19 protein-coding genes are annotated in these 16,815 nt (G+C 32.5%); 5 read left to right on the top strand and 14 right to left on the bottom strand.

The window, feature by feature from the left end:
* The first annotated feature begins 219 nt into the window (after positions 1-219).
* Complete coding sequence (locus ABW636_RS00145; protein WP_367587918.1) at positions 220-459, top strand: hypothetical protein; 240 nt, start codon at positions 220-222, stop codon at positions 457-459.
* A gap of 82 nt (positions 460-541) precedes the next feature.
* On the opposite strand, the gene sucD is transcribed toward ABW636_RS00145, so the two are convergent.
* The 8 genes from sucD to ABW636_RS00105 all read right to left on the bottom strand — a co-directional run bounded on the left by sucD (position 542) and on the right by ABW636_RS00105 (position 8,075).
* Complete coding sequence (gene sucD / locus ABW636_RS00140; RefSeq protein WP_367587917.1) at positions 542-1,426, bottom strand: succinate--CoA ligase subunit alpha; 885 nt, start codon at positions 1,424-1,426, stop codon at positions 542-544.
* A gap of 171 nt (positions 1,427-1,597) precedes the next feature.
* On the bottom strand, positions 1,598-1,960 hold the full coding sequence (locus tag ABW636_RS00135; RefSeq protein WP_367587916.1) for a nuclear transport factor 2 family protein: 363 nt from the start codon (positions 1,958-1,960) through the stop codon (positions 1,598-1,600).
* Complete coding sequence (locus ABW636_RS00130) at positions 1,950-2,891, bottom strand: UDP-3-O-(3-hydroxymyristoyl)glucosamine N-acyltransferase (RefSeq protein WP_367587915.1); 942 nt, start codon at positions 2,889-2,891, stop codon at positions 1,950-1,952. Before ABW636_RS00130 ends, ABW636_RS00135 begins: the two co-directional genes overlap by 11 nt.
* A 21-nt stretch (positions 2,892-2,912) precedes the next feature.
* The gene (gene efp / locus ABW636_RS00125) at positions 2,913-3,479 is read right to left on the bottom strand and encodes an elongation factor P (protein ID WP_367587914.1); all 567 of its coding nucleotides are present in this window, start codon (positions 3,477-3,479) and stop codon (positions 2,913-2,915) included.
* Between the two features lie 55 nt (positions 3,480-3,534).
* Positions 3,535-4,317, bottom strand: coding sequence for an acyl-ACP--UDP-N-acetylglucosamine O-acyltransferase (lpxA, locus tag ABW636_RS00120; protein ID WP_367587913.1), 783 nt, complete (start codon positions 4,315-4,317; stop codon positions 3,535-3,537).
* A gap of 82 nt (positions 4,318-4,399) precedes the next feature.
* Positions 4,400-5,803, bottom strand: a complete 1,404-nt coding sequence (locus ABW636_RS00115; RefSeq protein ID WP_367587912.1) for a bifunctional UDP-3-O-[3-hydroxymyristoyl] N-acetylglucosamine deacetylase/3-hydroxyacyl-ACP dehydratase — start codon at positions 5,801-5,803, stop codon at positions 4,400-4,402.
* A complete protein-coding gene (gene lpxD / locus ABW636_RS00110) occupies positions 5,796-6,821 on the bottom strand; it encodes a UDP-3-O-(3-hydroxymyristoyl)glucosamine N-acyltransferase (RefSeq protein WP_367587911.1) in 1,026 nt (341 codons plus the stop codon). The genes ABW636_RS00115 and lpxD overlap by 8 nt, the downstream gene beginning before the upstream one ends.
* A 24-nt stretch (positions 6,822-6,845) precedes the next feature.
* Positions 6,846-8,075 carry an HD domain-containing protein gene (locus tag ABW636_RS00105; protein ID WP_367587910.1) on the bottom strand — a complete coding sequence of 410 codons (1,230 nt, stop codon included), beginning with the start codon at positions 8,073-8,075 and terminating at the stop codon, positions 6,846-6,848.
* 148 nt (positions 8,076-8,223) lie between these two features.
* Between ABW636_RS00105 and porX the strand changes: the two genes are divergently transcribed.
* The 4 genes from porX (at position 8,224) to ABW636_RS00085 (ending at position 12,112) form a co-directional block, all read left to right on the top strand.
* Positions 8,224-9,774 (top strand): T9SS response regulator signal transducer PorX, encoded by a 1,551-nt coding sequence (gene porX / locus ABW636_RS00100; protein ID WP_367587909.1) that lies wholly within the window; start codon positions 8,224-8,226, stop codon positions 9,772-9,774.
* Between the two features lie 130 nt (positions 9,775-9,904).
* The gene (tsaE, locus tag ABW636_RS00095) at positions 9,905-10,306 is read left to right on the top strand and encodes a tRNA (adenosine(37)-N6)-threonylcarbamoyltransferase complex ATPase subunit type 1 TsaE (protein ID WP_367587908.1); all 402 of its coding nucleotides are present in this window, start codon (positions 9,905-9,907) and stop codon (positions 10,304-10,306) included.
* A 94-nt stretch (positions 10,307-10,400) separates the two neighbouring features.
* Positions 10,401-11,603, top strand: coding sequence for an alanine dehydrogenase (locus ABW636_RS00090; RefSeq protein WP_367587907.1), 1,203 nt, complete (start codon positions 10,401-10,403; stop codon positions 11,601-11,603).
* A gap of 128 nt (positions 11,604-11,731) precedes the next feature.
* Positions 11,732-12,112, top strand: coding sequence for a hypothetical protein (locus ABW636_RS00085; RefSeq protein ID WP_367587906.1), 381 nt, complete (start codon positions 11,732-11,734; stop codon positions 12,110-12,112).
* 24 nt (positions 12,113-12,136) lie between these two features.
* Here the strand turns inward: ABW636_RS00085 and ABW636_RS00080 are convergent, their stop codons facing one another.
* The 6 genes from ABW636_RS00080 to ABW636_RS00055 form a co-directional block, all read right to left on the bottom strand.
* Entirely contained in the window at positions 12,137-14,023 is a 1,887-nt protein-coding gene (locus ABW636_RS00080) for a tetratricopeptide repeat-containing sensor histidine kinase (protein WP_367587905.1), read from the bottom strand.
* A 202-nt stretch (positions 14,024-14,225) separates the two neighbouring features.
* On the bottom strand, positions 14,226-14,894 hold the full coding sequence (locus ABW636_RS00075; RefSeq protein ID WP_367587904.1) for a VOC family protein: 669 nt from the start codon (positions 14,892-14,894) through the stop codon (positions 14,226-14,228).
* Between the two features lie 16 nt (positions 14,895-14,910).
* Positions 14,911-15,363 (bottom strand): GNAT family N-acetyltransferase, encoded by a 453-nt coding sequence (locus ABW636_RS00070; protein ID WP_367587903.1) that lies wholly within the window; start codon positions 15,361-15,363, stop codon positions 14,911-14,913.
* A 37-nt stretch (positions 15,364-15,400) separates the two neighbouring features.
* Positions 15,401-15,943, bottom strand: coding sequence for a GNAT family N-acetyltransferase (locus ABW636_RS00065; RefSeq protein WP_367587902.1), 543 nt, complete (start codon positions 15,941-15,943; stop codon positions 15,401-15,403).
* Positions 15,944-16,013: 70 nt separating this feature from the next.
* A complete protein-coding gene (locus tag ABW636_RS00060) occupies positions 16,014-16,304 on the bottom strand; it encodes a DUF1272 domain-containing protein (RefSeq protein ID WP_367587901.1) in 291 nt (96 codons plus the stop codon).
* A gap of 35 nt (positions 16,305-16,339) precedes the next feature.
* A complete protein-coding gene (locus ABW636_RS00055; RefSeq protein WP_367587900.1) occupies positions 16,340-16,807 on the bottom strand; it encodes a pyridoxamine 5'-phosphate oxidase family protein in 468 nt (155 codons plus the stop codon).
* Positions 16,808-16,815 lie beyond the last annotated feature (8 nt).

Below are 16,815 nucleotides of genomic sequence, written 5' to 3'. Positions count from 1 at the left end.
TATCAAAAACTCTGTTATAGCTTGTTTCAAATATTTTATGACTGTTTATAAAGTTAATATTCTAATGATACGCTTTGTTACCATGAATGTTACATTTTTTAAGTTTATTTTAACAAAAAACAAAGTAACAAATTAGTTACAACAGACATAAATGTATGGACATATTCCTGAGTGTCATTAATTGTTCAGGGTTTACTTAATTAACAATAAAATAAAATTATGGTTAGAAAAAAATTAATTTTAAAAGGAGCAAAAGAATTAGACAAAACTAGTCAGGCACTAGTAAAAGGTGGCGGCTATATTGCATATGGATGTGCAAACGGAAAAACTGGAACAGCACGTGCTGATCATCATCCTCATAAACTTTGTGAAAATGATGGAGGTACGGCATATTACTTTGGTGTAAGAGATAGCGGTGGTGTACCTGGAAATAGTGGTAGTGACGGAGCTCCTGGCTAATAAGAAACCGTAGTAAAATAATACTAAAACCTCTTAAGATTACACTTAAGAGGTTTTAGTATCTATTTAAGAAGAAGTATGTTTAACCTAAAACTTTAGAAAGCACTTCTGCAACTTTCTTACCGATTTCTGCAGGTGAATCAACAACATGAATCCCACAGTCTCTCATAATTGCTTTTTTTGCAGCAGCAGTATCTTCACTACCACCAACAATTGCTCCAGCATGCCCCATAGTTCTACCGGCCGGTGCAGTTTCTCCTGCAATAAAACCAACAATTGGTTTTGAAGTACCGCTTTCTTTCACCCATTTTGCAGCATCAGCCTCTAATTGTCCTCCAATCTCACCAATCATAACGACACATTCTGTTTCTGGATCATTTACTAATAATTCTACTGCTTCTTTGGTAGTGGTGCCAATGATCGGATCTCCTCCAATCCCAATAGCTGTAGTAATTCCTAATCCTTGTTTTACAACTTGATCTGCGGCTTCATAAGTTAATGTACCTGATTTAGAAACAATCCCTACATTTCCTTTTTTAAACACAAATCCTGGCATAATACCAACTTTGGCTTCTCCCGGAGTAATTACTCCCGGACAGTTAGGTCCTATTAATCTACAGTTTTTATTTTCAATATAATTAGCAGCAGTAATCATATCTGCTACAGGAATACCTTCTGTAATTGTAATAATTACTTTTATACCAGCATCTGCAGCTTCCATAATCGCATCAGCAGCAAAAGCAGGTGGTACAAAAATAATAGTAGTATCTGCACCTACTTCTTTAACAGCATCTTTTACCGTATTAAAAACAGGCTTGTCTAAATGAGTTTGCCCTCCTTTTCCAGGAGTAACCCCTCCAACAATATTTGTACCATATTCTATCATCTGACCGGCATGAAAAGTACCTTCACTACCTGTAAATCCTTGTACAATAATTTTTGAATTCTTATTAACTAAAACACTCATTGCGTTATGATTTTTTATTTTTAAAAAGAGTTCCAAAAGTAAGCTTTTGAACACTATGGTTAAAACAAAAACTGAAAAATATTTTCTGGTTTATCGTTTTATACAAACAGAAGAAGAAAATCTTCTCGAATAAAGAAGATTTTACACCTTACAATTAGAAAAAATATCTTGTTAGCTTATCTGATAGCCCCTATACAACTTATTGTCTTTAAGCTCCCAAATAGATATAAAGTGAGCAAAATGCTCTTCTTTCCCTGGGTTTTCTATAGTTCCTGCATAAAAAGTACATCGTATCGTCACTGTATCTCTTTCTGCTAATAGATGACTTATATCACATCGTATAGACTCAAAAGAAACGGTCATTTCTTTAAACATAGATACAATACCATCAAAATCTTTTTTAAGAAAACCAAAACTACTACTCCAATCCAACTCTATATCTGGGTGTAAATAATCCAAAAGTTCGTCAAGATTATGTATCAAATCTACTTCATATGCAGATTTTACGATCTCTTTAGGAGTTTTACTCATCATGCTTTTTCATTTTTTCTATTAATTCTGGTACTTTTCTAATAGCAGCAATCTCTTTATATTTTTTTCTAAAATCATCGGCCGGAGTTCCAAAATAACTTTTGTTAGCCTCCAAAGATTTACTCACGCCTGATTGTGCAGAAATAATTGCTTTTGTTCCAATGGTTATTGCGCTAGTTATACCTACCTGCCCCCAAATTGTTACCTCATCTTCTATAACTACACAACCCGAAATACCTACTTGCGATGCAATCAGACATTTTTTTCCTATTATCGTATCATGACCTATATGGACCTGATTATCAATTTTGGTCCCTTCTTGTATTCTGGTATCCCCGGTTACTCCTTTATCTATTGTACATGACGCGCCAATATCTACATTATCTTCGATCACCACTCTACCTACAGAAAGTAGCTTATCAAAACCTTCTGGTCTATTTTTATAATAAAACGCATCTGCACCTAATATCGAACCAGCATGAATGACAACATTATTACCTATCACTGCGTTATCATAAATACTTACATTGGCATGAATTATACAATTATCACCAATCACCACATTATTTCCAACAAAACTCCCAGGCTGTATAACCGTATTATCACCAATTTTGGCAGAATCTGACACCAAAGAAGTTGACTTTTCAAAAGGCTTGAAATAGGCAGATAACTTATTAAAGTCTCTAAAAGGATCATTAGAGATCAACAATGCTTTCCCCTCTGGGCATTCAACATTTTTATTAATCAATACAACAGTAGCTGCACTTTGCAATGCTTTATCATAATACTTGGGATGATCTACAAAAACGATATCCCCAGGAGTTACGACATGAATTTCATTCATTCCTAAAACTGGAAAATCTGGATCACCTACATACTCTGATGATATAATTGTAGCGATTTGTTCTAATGTATGTGCCTGAGGAAATTTCATGCTATAGTTTTATATAAAAGATTACTCTTTTATACGCTCTTTATATGTACCTTTTTCTGTCTCGACTTTGATCTTATCTCCTTCATTAATAAATAAAGGCACCATTACTTCTGCACCTGTTTCTACGGTGGCAGGCTTGGTTGCATTGGTAGCTGTATTTCCTTTTACACCAGGCTCTGTTGCTGTTACTTCTAAAATAACACTCGCTGGCATTTCTACAGAAAGTGGCATTTGATCTTCAGAATTTATAATCACTGTAACTACTTCTCCTTCTTTTAATAATCCAGGAGCATCTAAAACAGATTTTTCTAATGTAATCTGATTATAATCTTCTGTATTCATAAAGTGATGTGTATCTCCTTCTGCATACAAAAATTGAAACTTATGTGTCTCTACACGTACATCTTCTATTTTATGCCCTGCAGAAAAAGTATTATCTATTACTTTTCCTGTGGTTACACTCTTTAATTTTGTTCTTACAAAAGCAGGACCTTTTCCTGGCTTAACATGTAAAAACTCTATGATCTTATATATATCATGATTGTATTTAATACACAATCCATTTCTGATATCACTAGTATTTGCCATTATTCTTATTCTTTAATTTCTAATCGTTTACAAATTATCAATTTAAGATATTTTTTTAATTAGAAAAATACCCTTTCATGATTCCTCTTTGAGAATTCTTAATAAACTCAAGAACCTCATCTCGTTCAGGTGTTGCTTCCATCTCTGCTTCTATAATAGCTACGGCTTGTGTATTATTATAGTTTTGCTGATATAAAATCCTGTATATATTTTGTACTTCTCTAATTTTTTCTGTCGTAAAACCTCTTCTTCTCAATCCAATAGAGTTGATTCCCACATACGACAATGGTTCTCTGGCCGCTTTTACATAAGGAGGAACATCCTTTCTTACTAAAGAGCCTCCTGTAACAAATGCATGGTTACCAATACTACAAAACTGTTGTACTGCAGCCATACCTGCCAACACCACATAATCCCCTACATTAATATGTCCTGCTAATGTACTATTATTAGAAAAAATACAATTATCTCCTACAATACAATCGTGTGCTATATGGCAATATGCCATAATCCAACAATTCTTGCCTATCTTAGTTTTCATTCTATCGGTAGTACCTCTATTGATAGTAACGCATTCTCGGATAGTAGTATTATCGCCAATCTCTGTTATTGTATCTTCATCATTGAATTTTTTATCCTGAGGAACCGCCGAAATTACGGCTCCAGGAAATATACTACAATTCTTCCCAATACGAGCGCCTTCCATGATAGTAACATTAGAACCAATCCAGGTTCCTTCTCCTATAACCACATTATTATGAATAGTTGTAAAAGGTTCTATAACTACATTCTTTGCAATCTTAGCTCCTGGATGAACGTATGCTAACGGTTGATTCATCAGTTAATTATTTTATTAAAAGGTTAGTTGCGAAAGTATACTAAAAGCAAAAATAATTTTAGTATATACTCTTTCTTTTTGTTTATTTTGATTTTACTATTTGGGCCATTAGTTCTGCTTCGGTAACTAGCTTACCATTTGCATATGCAAAAGCTTGCATATGACAAATACCTCTTCTAATAGGTGTTATTAATTCTAGTTTGAAAACCAAGGTATCTCCAGGTAGCACTTGTTGCTTAAATTTTACCTTATCAATTTTCATAAAATAGGTAAGGTAGTTTTCTGGATCTGGTACTGTGCTCAATGCTAATATCCCACCTGTTTGAGCCATCGCCTCTACTTGCAATACGCCTGGCATTACCGGTGCTCCCGGAAAATGTCCTACAAAAAACGGCTCATTCATCGTTACATTCTTAAGCCCTACGACATGTCTATCAGACATTTCTAGAATCCTATCTATTAATAAAAAAGGAGGCCTATGCGGAAGCATGCTCATTATTTTATTAATATCCATTAACGGCTCCTTATGAAGATCGAATTGAGGAACTTTGTTACGCTTTTCTATTTTTATTATTTTAGAAAGTTTTTTGGCAAACTGGGTATTTACATAATGCCCCGGTTTATTTGCTATTACTTTCCCTCGTATTCTTGTTCCAACCAGTGCCAAATCTCCTATCACATCTAACAATTTGTGTCGTGCTGCTTCATTTGGATAATGTAGGGTAAGATTATCTAAAATACCATTAGGTTTTACTGCAATTGCCTCTTTACCAAACGCTACCTTAAGTTTTTCCATGGTACCTGCACTTATCTCCTTATCAACATACACAATTGCATTGTTAAGGTCTCCCCCTTTAATCAAACCATGTTCAAGTAACATTTCTAGTTCATGTAAAAAACTAAAAGTTCTGGCATCTGCTATTTCTGTCTTAAATTCAGAAAGATTTTTAAGAGATGCATTTTGCGTACCAAGCACTTTGGTACCAAAATCTACCATCGTTGTAACCTGATACTGATCAGAAGGCATTACTATAATTTCACTACCTGATTCTTCATCTGTATATGAAATTACATCTTTGACAATATATTCTTCTCTTTCTGCTTCTTGCTCTACGATACCTGCTTTTTCCAGGGCCTCAATAAAATACTTACTAGAGCCATCCATAATAGGAGGTTCTGGTGCATCTAAGTCTATCAAAAGATTATCAATTTCGAGACCCACACAAGCCGCAAGTACATGCTCTGAAGTCTGAATACTTACTCCATTTTTTTCCAGATTAGTACCTCTCTGCGTATTTACAACGTAGTTCGAATCTGCTTCAATGATAGGGCTTCCTTCTAGGTCGATTCTACAGAATGCATACCCATGGTTTTCTGGAGCAGGTTTAAAAGTTAAGGTAACTTCTTTTCCGGTGTGTAAGCCAACACCTGTAAGTTTAACTTCTTCTTTAATGGTTCTTTGTTTGCTCACAACAGCATCACTCATTATTTATTTTTTTCTCTAGTTTGTATATTCTATCTACTATTTTGGGTAAATTTTTAAAATGAACATAGGACTTATTATAATCAGAATATCCCAAAGCTGGTGAGCCTTGAATTGCCTCTCCATCTTTTATATTTCTACCAATACCTGATTGCGCCTGGATCTTAACATTGTTTCCTATTGTGAGATGTCCTGCAATTCCAACCTGACCACCTATCAAACAATGTTTACCTATTTTTGTGGATCCAGCAATCCCTGTTTGAGCAGCAATTGCAGTATGCTCGCCAATTTCAACATTATGAGCAATTTGTATTTGATTATCCAGCTTTACTCCTTTATTAATTACCGTAGACCCTAACGTCGCCCTATCTATTGTGGTACCTGCACCTACATCTACATAATCTTTTATTATCACGTTACCTGTTTGCGGGACTTTACTATACTCTCCTTTTTCATTAGGTGTAAAACCAAACCCATCTGCTCCTACTATTGCTCCACTATGGATAACGCAATTATTTCCTATTATGGTTTCAGAATATATTTTGGCACCAGCAAAAACAACTACATTATCACCTATTGTAACATTATCTCCTATATATACATTCGGGAAAATCTTGGCGTTTTTACCAATTTTCACATTCTCTCCCATGTATGAAAATGCTCCAAAATAAATATCATCATGAAATGATGCATTTTTTGAAATAAAACTAGGTTCTTCTATCCCTGTTTTATTCATTTTCACCATATTGTAATACTCTAAAAGCTTAGAAAAAGCTTGGTACGCATCATCTACTCTAATCAATGTAGATTTAATCTCTGATTCTGCTTCAAAAGTTTTATCTACGATAGTGATCGAAGCATCAGTAGAATATATAAATTGAGTGTATTTGGGGTTGGCCAAAAAGGTTAATGAGCCTTTAGTCCCTTCTTCAATTTTAGCTAACTTAGATACTTCAACAGTTTCATCTCCTTCGATTTCTCCGTTTAAAATACCCGCAATTTGTGTGGCTGTAAAAATCATTCTAGCAAAAGTATAAAAAATGTATTAATCTATATGCTTTGGATAGCACATAAAATATTTTGTAACGGGTTTTGATAATGCTTCCAAATTAAACTGATCACTTGCTTTAACAACATCAACAATCTTTCTGGATTTATATAAAATATTTATATTCTGTTTATTAATATGATATGCCTGATTGGAAATCATTCCATCAAACACAAAATAACGAGCTTCTTGATCCGAAATTTTATAGGTAGACTTTATTTTTTCGATATGCTTTTCTGTTTTTTTAACTGAAAACGATCTTTTTTTAACTTTTATTTTAAGCAAATCCCTATTAATAATCATGGATGATAACCTACTCAAAACAAAATCATCAGAACTCATCCATTCTTTCATTGCCATCACAATATCATAATCATCCAATTTTGAGAATATTTCTAAAACTTCTGAGCTAAAATTATCAGAGGTAATTTTATTTTCAAGAAAAAACAATAGAGCATTACTTGCTTTTAATTTATGTCCTTTTTCTACTAACTCTTTTGCCCTTTGAAGCACTCTAATCAATAAGTTTTCTGCTACCAAACTTGTTTTATGTAAGTAAACCTGCCAATACATCAAACGTCTGGCAAGTAAAAACTTTTCTACAGAGTAAATACCTTTTTCTTCTACCACCAAAGAATCATTAACAACAGTTAACATTGTTATTAAACGCTCACTATTAATATTACCCTCTGAAACGCCCGTATAAAAACTATCTCTCTTAAGATAATCCAACCGATCCATATCTAATTGGCCAGAAATTAACTGATGTAAAAAGTCGCGATGATATTCTCCTTTGAAAACAGCGATCGCAAGTGTTAAACTACCGTTAAACTCTTTATTAATCTTCTCCATAAGCATAAGAGAAATGGATTCATGATTCACTTCGTTCACGATACTATGTTCCATAGCATGCGAAAAAGGGCCATGCCCAATATCATGTAATAGAATAGCAACATAAAGAGCTTCTTCCTCCTCTTCTGAAATAGTGACCCCTTTAAAACGAAGCACTCTCACGGCTTTTTGCATTAGATGCATACATCCTAATGCGTGATGAAATCGGGTATGATGCGCTCCTGGATATACTAGATAAGACAACCCCATTTGTGATATTCTACGTAACCTTTGAAAATATTTATGTTCTATTAAATCAAAAATTAGTTCATTAGGTATCGTAATAAAACCGTAAATTGGGTCGTTTAATATTTTGAGCTTATTTCTTTTTTTCAAGTTCAGTTTATCTTTACGGGAGCAAATATACATATATGCTTGGCATATGAAAATTTCGAAATAGATTTTAAGCTATCAAAACTTCGAATTAAAAATATAACTAAACAAATAGTACGTATTAATTAATATTATTAAAAATTAAAAATTAATGAGTAAAATAAAAATATTATGGGTAGATGATGAAATAGATTTGCTAAAACCTCACATCTTATTCTTAGAAAAGAAAAATTATGAGGTTACAAAATGCCAGAGTGGTACAGAAGCTTTGGATATATTAGATGACACTAATTTTGATATTATTTTTCTTGATGAAAATATGCCTGGCCTCTCTGGTATTGAAACATTATCAGAAATAAAAGAAAAGAAAGATAGTGTTCCTGTAGTTATGATCACCAAAAGTGAAGAAGAGTATATCATGGAAGAAGCTATAGGAAGTAAGATAGCCGATTACCTCATCAAACCAGTAAACCCAAATCAAATACTACTAAGTTTAAAGAAAAATCTAGATAACTCTCGATTGGTTTCAGAAAAAACAACATCAAGCTACCAACAGGAGTTTAGAAAAATTGCTATGGATATGGCAATGGTCAATTCGTATGAAGAATGGGCCGAGCTTTATCAACGATTAATTTATTGGGAATTACAATTAGAGGATATTGAAGATTCTGGGATGTTTGAAATTTTAGAATCTCAAAAAGTAGAAGCTAACACCCAATTTTTTAAATTTATTGATAAGAATTACAATGATTGGTTTAGCGGAAAATATGATGTTCCTATCATGTCGCATACCCTATTTAAAGAAAAAGTAGTTCCCGAAATTAGTAAAGATCAGCCTACCTTATTAGTGGTTATTGATAATTTAAGGTATGATCAATGGAAAGCTTTTGAGCCTATCATCAATAATTACTACAAAAAAGAACAAGAAATTTCTTATTGCAGCATCCTCCCTACTGCTACTCAATATGCAAGAAATTCGATTTTCTCGGGTTTAATGCCATCAGAAATGAAGAAAAGACATCCTGATCTTTGGCTAGACGACACTGATGAAGGAGGAAAAAACATGCATGAAAATGATTTTTTGACTGCGCAATTACAAAGATTGGGGTTAAACATAAAGCATGAGTATTATAAAATCACAAATGAGAAATCAGGAAAAACACTTGCTGCCAATTTCAAAGGACTAAAGGACAATGATCTAACTGTTGTCGTTTATAATTTTGTTGATATGCTTTCTCATAGTAAAACGGAGATGGAGGTAATTAAAGAATTAGCATCTAATGATAAATCCTATAGATCTCTCACTCAAAGTTGGTTTAAAAACTCTCCTTTGTTAGAAATGATCCAACAAGCACAGCAATTAGGATTCAAACTACTGCTTACAACCGATCACGGTACGATCAATGTAAAAAACCCTTCTAAAGTAATAGGTGACAAAAATACCAGTCTTAATCTACGATATAAAACAGGAAAAAGCCTTACCTATGAACGTCGTGAGGTTTTAGAAGCTGTTGATCCTAAGTCTATACATTTACCATCTATAAACATGAGTAGTTCATTCATTTTTGCAAAGGGTGATTATTTCTTTGCATACCCGAACAACTACAATCACTATGTTAGTTATTATAGAAATACTTACCAACACGGTGGAGTATCCTTAGAAGAAATGATCATCCCATTTGCTGTATTAAACCCCAGATAAAATAAATCTAGAGAGCGTATAAGCAATAATTTAAACCAAACAACCATTTTTAATTGGCTTAAATTATTGCTTATATGAACCACTTTTATTTAATTGCACAATTTCATAAATAGATAAATTTCTGGTTAAAATGACAATAGAATACACCCTAACAGATCTTCCTGATGTTGCCAATAAAATAATATCCAACATTAAAGAGAAAATTGTGCTTTTCGAAGCCGAAATGGGAGTAGGAAAAACAACCTTGATCAAAGAAATCTGCAAACATCTTGGCGTGCAAAGTGTTATTTCTAGTCCAACATATTCATTAGTTAATGAATATGAAAGTAATGATGGATTAATATACCATTTTGATTTTTATCGTATAAACGATGAAGAAGAAGCATATCAAATTGGGTTTGAAGAATATTTGGATTCTAATGAATGGATTTTTATAGAATGGCCAGAAAATGTAGCAGGTTTGTTACCAGAAAACAGTACTCGAATAAAGATTAAAATTGTAGACGGAAACAAACGAATTCTAACATTTTAGCAAGACAACACCATCAAAATAAGAACCAAATACGTTAAGGTACTTGTTTTCTTAGCTTTTTTATTCGTAATTTGGATTAATGAATTTTGCACAAATGAATACATCAAATTCTCCTTTTACCAAAGAACAGTTGTTACCACAAGAAGAAATGATCGAGGTAGCACGCAAAAAAGGAAAGCTTTTTATTGGTATACCCAAAGAAGCCCATTATCAAGAAAAACGAGTATGTCTTACTCCTGATGCCGTTGCTGCACTTACAGCACACGGACATAGAATCCTGATAGAAACCAATGCTGGACTTGATGCTAGTTTTACAGATCGAGATTATAGCGAAGCTGGTGCAGAGATCACAAATGATAAAGGCAAAGTTTTTGGCTGCCCTATTATATTAAAAGTAGAGCCACCTTCTTTAGAAGAGCTTGAACATATAAATCCTCAAACTGTATTAATATCTGCATTACAATTAAAAACACAATCCAAAAAATATTTTCAGGAACTTGCCAAAAAGAGAATAACTGCTTTAGGTTTTGAGTTTATAAGAGATGCAGACGGGGCCTACCCTGCTGTAAGGGCATTAAGTGAAATAGCAGGTACCGCCGCAGTACTCATTGCATCCGAATTAATGAGTAGTGTTAATACTATGGGACCTGGATTAATGATGGGGAACATTAGTGGTGTACCACCTGTAGAAGTCGTTATTATTGGGGCTGGGACTGTTGGGGAATTTGCCGCCAGATCGGCTATAGGGTTAGGAGCCAATGTAAAGGTTTTTGATAATTCTATTACCAAACTTCGATGTTTACAGACGAATGTTGGAAGACCCCTATACACCTCCACCATTCAACCCAAAAACCTTCTTAAAGCATTGCGTAGATGCGATGTTGCAATTGGCGCCGTTAGAGGAAAAAATCGTGCTCCAATTGTAGTAAATGAGACTATGATAGAGCGTATGAAAACGGGCGCTGTCGTTATCGATGTAAGTATTGATATGGGAGGATGTTTTGAAACCAGTGAAGTTACCTCTCACGACCAACCTACCTTCGAAAAACACGGCGTAACACACTACTGTGTGCCTAATATCCCCTCTAGATATGCCAGAACATCATCTTTATCGATCAGTAATATTTTTACTCCGTACTTACTCCAGATAGGAGAAGAAGGTGGTATAGAAAATGCGGTACGATTTGATCGTGGTCTTAAAAATGGACTGTATTTTTATCGAGGTATCCTAACGAATAAGTCGATTGCAGATTGGTTTGACTTATCTTATAGAGATATTAATTTACTTATTCTATAAAAGTATTGCATCGATCTAAAACCAAAAGAATTCCCATAAAATATACTACAAAAACTTTGTGAAGAAACAAGAGAATTTTATTTGAAACTTTACTTACATTTGATCCCATAAATTAGTGTATTAAGTTTATGAAATTAGCACAGCGATTACTGTACTACTTAGGTGGGTTCGGAATTGGATTAATTCTCTTATTTTTCTTTTTGGGAGGTAAAAAAACTTCTTGCGATTATGGTCCCGATGCAAGAGTTCTTAAAAGCATACGAATTAAGAAACGTATTTTTTCTGAAGATGCTCGTAGCACCATGCAAATTCATCAAATTGATACTGCCGATATTTCCAGTATATTAAAAAAGGGAGATGTTAACTTTTCTAAAAGTAATACAGAGCTTGATTCTTGTAAAATATACTTTATTGAAGGACTGTTTAAAGAAAAGAGTATTGATCTACTTATAGAAAACTGTGATACTGAAGCAAAAATAAATTCTATAAAAATCACAAACCTCTATTAGACTTTTACTTTTTCTAACAAAATTCTATTCTAATGGAAACTCAAAACAAATTACAGTTCCTTTGTTACGTTGAGAATCTATTTCTATTAAACCATTATTACTTGCAACTCTGTGCCTTATACTTCTTAATCCTACCCCATAATTAATCTTACTAATATCAAACCCTTTACCATTATCTTCAACGATCATGTTTATTTTCTTTTCACCTTCATGAATGGTTAAGTTGATTAAAACTTCACTAGCATTTGCATGTTTACATATATTTGTAATAAGCTCCTGAGTTATTCTATAAATTACTAATTGAATACTTTTAGGTATATCATTAATTTCTTTTTCTGGATGTATATAATACTTAACATCCAAGTCTTGATGTATAGAAAACTCTATGAGTTCTTTTATTAAGTCAACAAAATAAAAGTTATTAATGCTTTTTGGCATTAAATCATGCGAAATAGATCTAACTTCATTATATGTAGAATCTAAAGTAGAAATTATAGGCTGCAACTCACCTAGTATACTGTCCTTCACATTATTCAATTGCATTTTTATAGCCGCCAAACTACCACCAACTCCATCATGTAAATCTTTAGAAATTCTTTCTCTTTCTTTATTCTGTCCATCAACATAAGCCTTAGTCTTTTGAAACTTATGCATCTCTAATAAATTCTTAACCTTTTCTTCATTCAATTCTTTATGTTGTTGAAACAATAATCTTTGATTTTTCAATCGCTGCTTATACAATAACAATATAACACTAAGTAATACAACTAATACAATGGTAATGATTATATATAACTTTTGTCTAAAAACTATTTCTTTCTGACGAGCTATTTCATTTTCTTTTTTTGACGTTTCGTACTTAGTTTCAATCTCAGATATTTTTGCATTCCTTTCTATTTGATACAAACTGTCAACTGCATTTTTATATTTAGTAATATATAAATCTGCTTTTTTCATATCAGATTTTGCTACATAAACTTCAATTAAGCCAACTGCTATTTTTGAAAGTGTTTGGTAGTTACCTGTATCTTCTGCTAATTTTTCAGACTCTTTTAAATATACAAGTGCTTCGTCATATTCTTTTTGATCATATAACAAAACTGATAAATTTGTTAACATCATACTGTACAAATTCATATACCCAGATGCTTTCGCTATATCCTTTCCTTCTATCCAATATTTTTTAGTTTTCTCATACTCATCTAATTGATAATGTAATGCACCAATATTCACCAGCATACTGCAAGCATTATAATTATCTTTCAATTTTCTATATAAATCTAGACTTACCAAAAGATTCTTTTTTGCTTTCTTGTATTTTCCTTGTTGATATTGTATCAAACCAAGAGAATTATATGCTGCCGCCAAAATGTTGTCTAATTTTGATTCATTAACAATAATTTCTAAGTAATGTTTGGCTTTATCAAATGTCTTTAGTTCTCGATGAACTTCTGAAAGTTTATAATAAAGTTTGTGTTTAAACTGCGGATCCGGATTATTTTCTAACTTATCTAGTGCTTCAAATATTAAGCTAACTATTTTATCTTGATTGCCACGAACACTATTCAATTGACTCATACTCGTTACAGAATAAGCAAACAAAGTATCATTATTAACTTCTCTACTTATGTCTAAAGCTTTATCATAAAACACTAATGCTGAATCTGATTTTGTCAAATTCTCATAAACCATCGCTAATTTCACATAACTACTAACCAGATACGTCTTGTTATTATTCTTCAAACTATACTTAATCATCTTTTTAGCATGTTGCAATGCCATTTCTGATGATTCATTCTCAATATCATAGAATTGTTTTTCTAGATTCCTAAATTCTTCTTGTTGCCCAAAAAAGAGAAAACTATTTAACAAGAAATACAGGGTAACAAATACTTTATAAAAATAATTCATTATTGAAGAGTACCTTTATTTAAAACATGAATACAAATAGAATAAACCTAATTAATACTCTTATGAAAATTGCATCAAATATTCATAAGAGTATTAATTAGGCGATATATTATTTAACTATCACGAAGGTATATAATAAATAATTAGTAAGTCAATAGTTGGCTTATATAGATTGGTAAAATAAGTCATTTATTATATAAAACTAATCTACTCGATGCAGTTTCTCATTTTCATAAGTAAACATATACTCCTTCCCTTTCTCTGAAAATTTGATCCTAAAATCTGAAGACATTGCCACATCCATAGTTGGAAACCACTTTTTTATTTCTTTGTTTATCAAAATAAAAAGTCCATTCTCATCACCTACTGCACAAAACTTTTCTAACGTACCAGAATGAATATTGACACCTGTAGAGTTGTTTAAAATTTGATATTCATTTACTATGCTAGATGTAGGTATCCCTATTTCACTTATCCCTAACAAGGAGTTGTTATCAAATTTTGTTTCAGAATCTTTTTGCATCTTCTTTCTTGCAATAAACTCTAAAATATTTTTATCGGTATCATAAAAATAAATAGCATATGCATCCCAAAAATCAAAGTACTGGGTCTCAATTCCTTCATAAGTAAGCACCTTTACTCTTTCTTTTAGCCATTGTAGAGCCTGTTTTTCTCTATTTGAAGGAATATTAATTGCAAAATGATATGGAGTACATTCCTTTCGACAGCTTAATTTTAAAATAGAATTTCCGATTTTAAAAGAAACAGAAGAACCAGATTTCTTTATCATTTCTAATTCTAACACTTCATGATAAAATTTGATTTGATCATCTATTTTTGACGTATAGATTTCTAATTCCTTTATTTCCATACACTATATCTCTTATTTATTCTATAGGATAACTATATGCAAAAAACTCATCGTCTCTTACAAATCCAATTTTTTCATACAATCGTTGCGCTGTAAAATTATCTTTTGCAGTTCCTAAATCTACTCTAATCGCACCGACCTCTTTTGCCAAACCAAAAGAAGCATTGATCAATAGTTCTGCTATTCCTTTTTTACGGTATTCTGGTGCAACAAATAAATCATTTAAAACAATAATTTTGCCTTGAGACACCGAACTAAATGAATAATAATTTAATACAAATCCAGCAGGGTTATTACCAGGATCCAAAGCGATATAAACCGTAGCCTCTTTATTTTTTAAGCGGTCATTTAAATATGATTTATACTTCTCTTTGTTAGAAGGTTGTTTGTAAAAAATCATATATTGGTTAAAGAGGTCTACTAATGAATCTAATTCTTCAATACTTACCTTTTTTATTGTTATGCTCATTTGTTTTCTGTTTTCAATTACTTTGAATATTCTATTTTTAGTTTTTACATGGGGTATTTATCAATTTTTTAGCAAATATCCAATGATCAAAAGTTTGTTCTCCTATAGTATATTGATCTTCCCCTATAATGGTATACCCTTCTCTATCATAAAAACACATTGCTCCTTTATTTGATTTTAAAGTTGAAAGCCACACATATTCATTACCGGTATTAACCGTCTCTCTCTCTATTAATTTTTGCAATTGCATTCCTATTCCAGAAGATTCAAAACCCGGTAAAATATAAATGCGCTGTAACTTACAACCTTTCCCATTACCAATTATATTAGTAGAAGCATCTAACTGAAGTTTTGCATATCCCACTTTTAAATTAGAAGTAACATCTTCTGCAATCCAGTACGTGTTCTTTGTATTGGCAAGACTATTATTTATTTTCTCAAGACTAAATGCATTTGTTAAATATGCATCTATATCCTCTTGATTTTCAAAAAGGTGTCTGTAGTATATATCAAATGTACTTTTACCAAGAACAGCGATTGATGCCGCATCATTGGTGTTGGCTAATCGTATTGTTATCATAATTTGATCTATGAGCAAGTTTTATAGACTATTTTACGCTATCGTTATCACTCTTATAGTGACCATAGGCCTATCTTTTTCTTGGGTTCGTATTTTTAAACTTTTTTAGTAGTACTTTAAACAAATGTTCTTGTACAGGTTTATATACTTTTTTGGTACTTACTGGATATTTCTTCAAGTAAGCGACTGGTCTGGTCGGTCTCTTTTCAAAACCGCCTCCACAATTCGGACAAACATTATGCAAAATTGTATGTACACAATCTTGACAAAAAGTACATTCAAAAGTACAAATCATTGCCTCTTCACTTTCGTTGCCTAGCGCTTTATCGCAATGTTCGCAAGAAGGTCTCATTTCTAACATACTCAATAATTTACTGGTGATTCATCTTAATTGTACTACTCGTATCGCTTTTGCTGTTTTTGATACGTTGCTATAGCACTTTCTATCTGTTGTCTTTCTGTTGTTTCTGGATACAGTATATATTTGGGCGCTATAATCGGTTTAACTTCTGTAATTGTTATTTCTGTGATTGATGAAAACGGGAATTTACCTTGTGTAATTTGCAATAATGGCTTTTCTAACTCAGTAAAAATTGTCTCTGATTTTGTTACAATTCGCGCGTTTCCCTTTAATTGGAACCCTTTTTGAACAAAAACATCGATAAAACTAATACACACTTTTTCATTTTGCCTTATGTTCTTTACGGTTTGTGGAGAAGCTATATTAGCTACCAGAATGGTAGAAGTGTCACTATATGTAAACACTTCTTTAGGAGAAACATTAGGCATATTCTCTTTTGATGACGTTGCCAACCAACATAAAACGCTTCTCTCGATATACCTGATTATTTCTTCTGTTAACATAATTCGTT

The organism is Aquimarina discodermiae (assembly GCF_040786235.1).
Lineage (GTDB): Bacteria > Bacteroidota > Bacteroidia > Flavobacteriales > Flavobacteriaceae > Aquimarina.
This window is presented reverse-complemented; position numbering and strand designations above follow the sequence as displayed.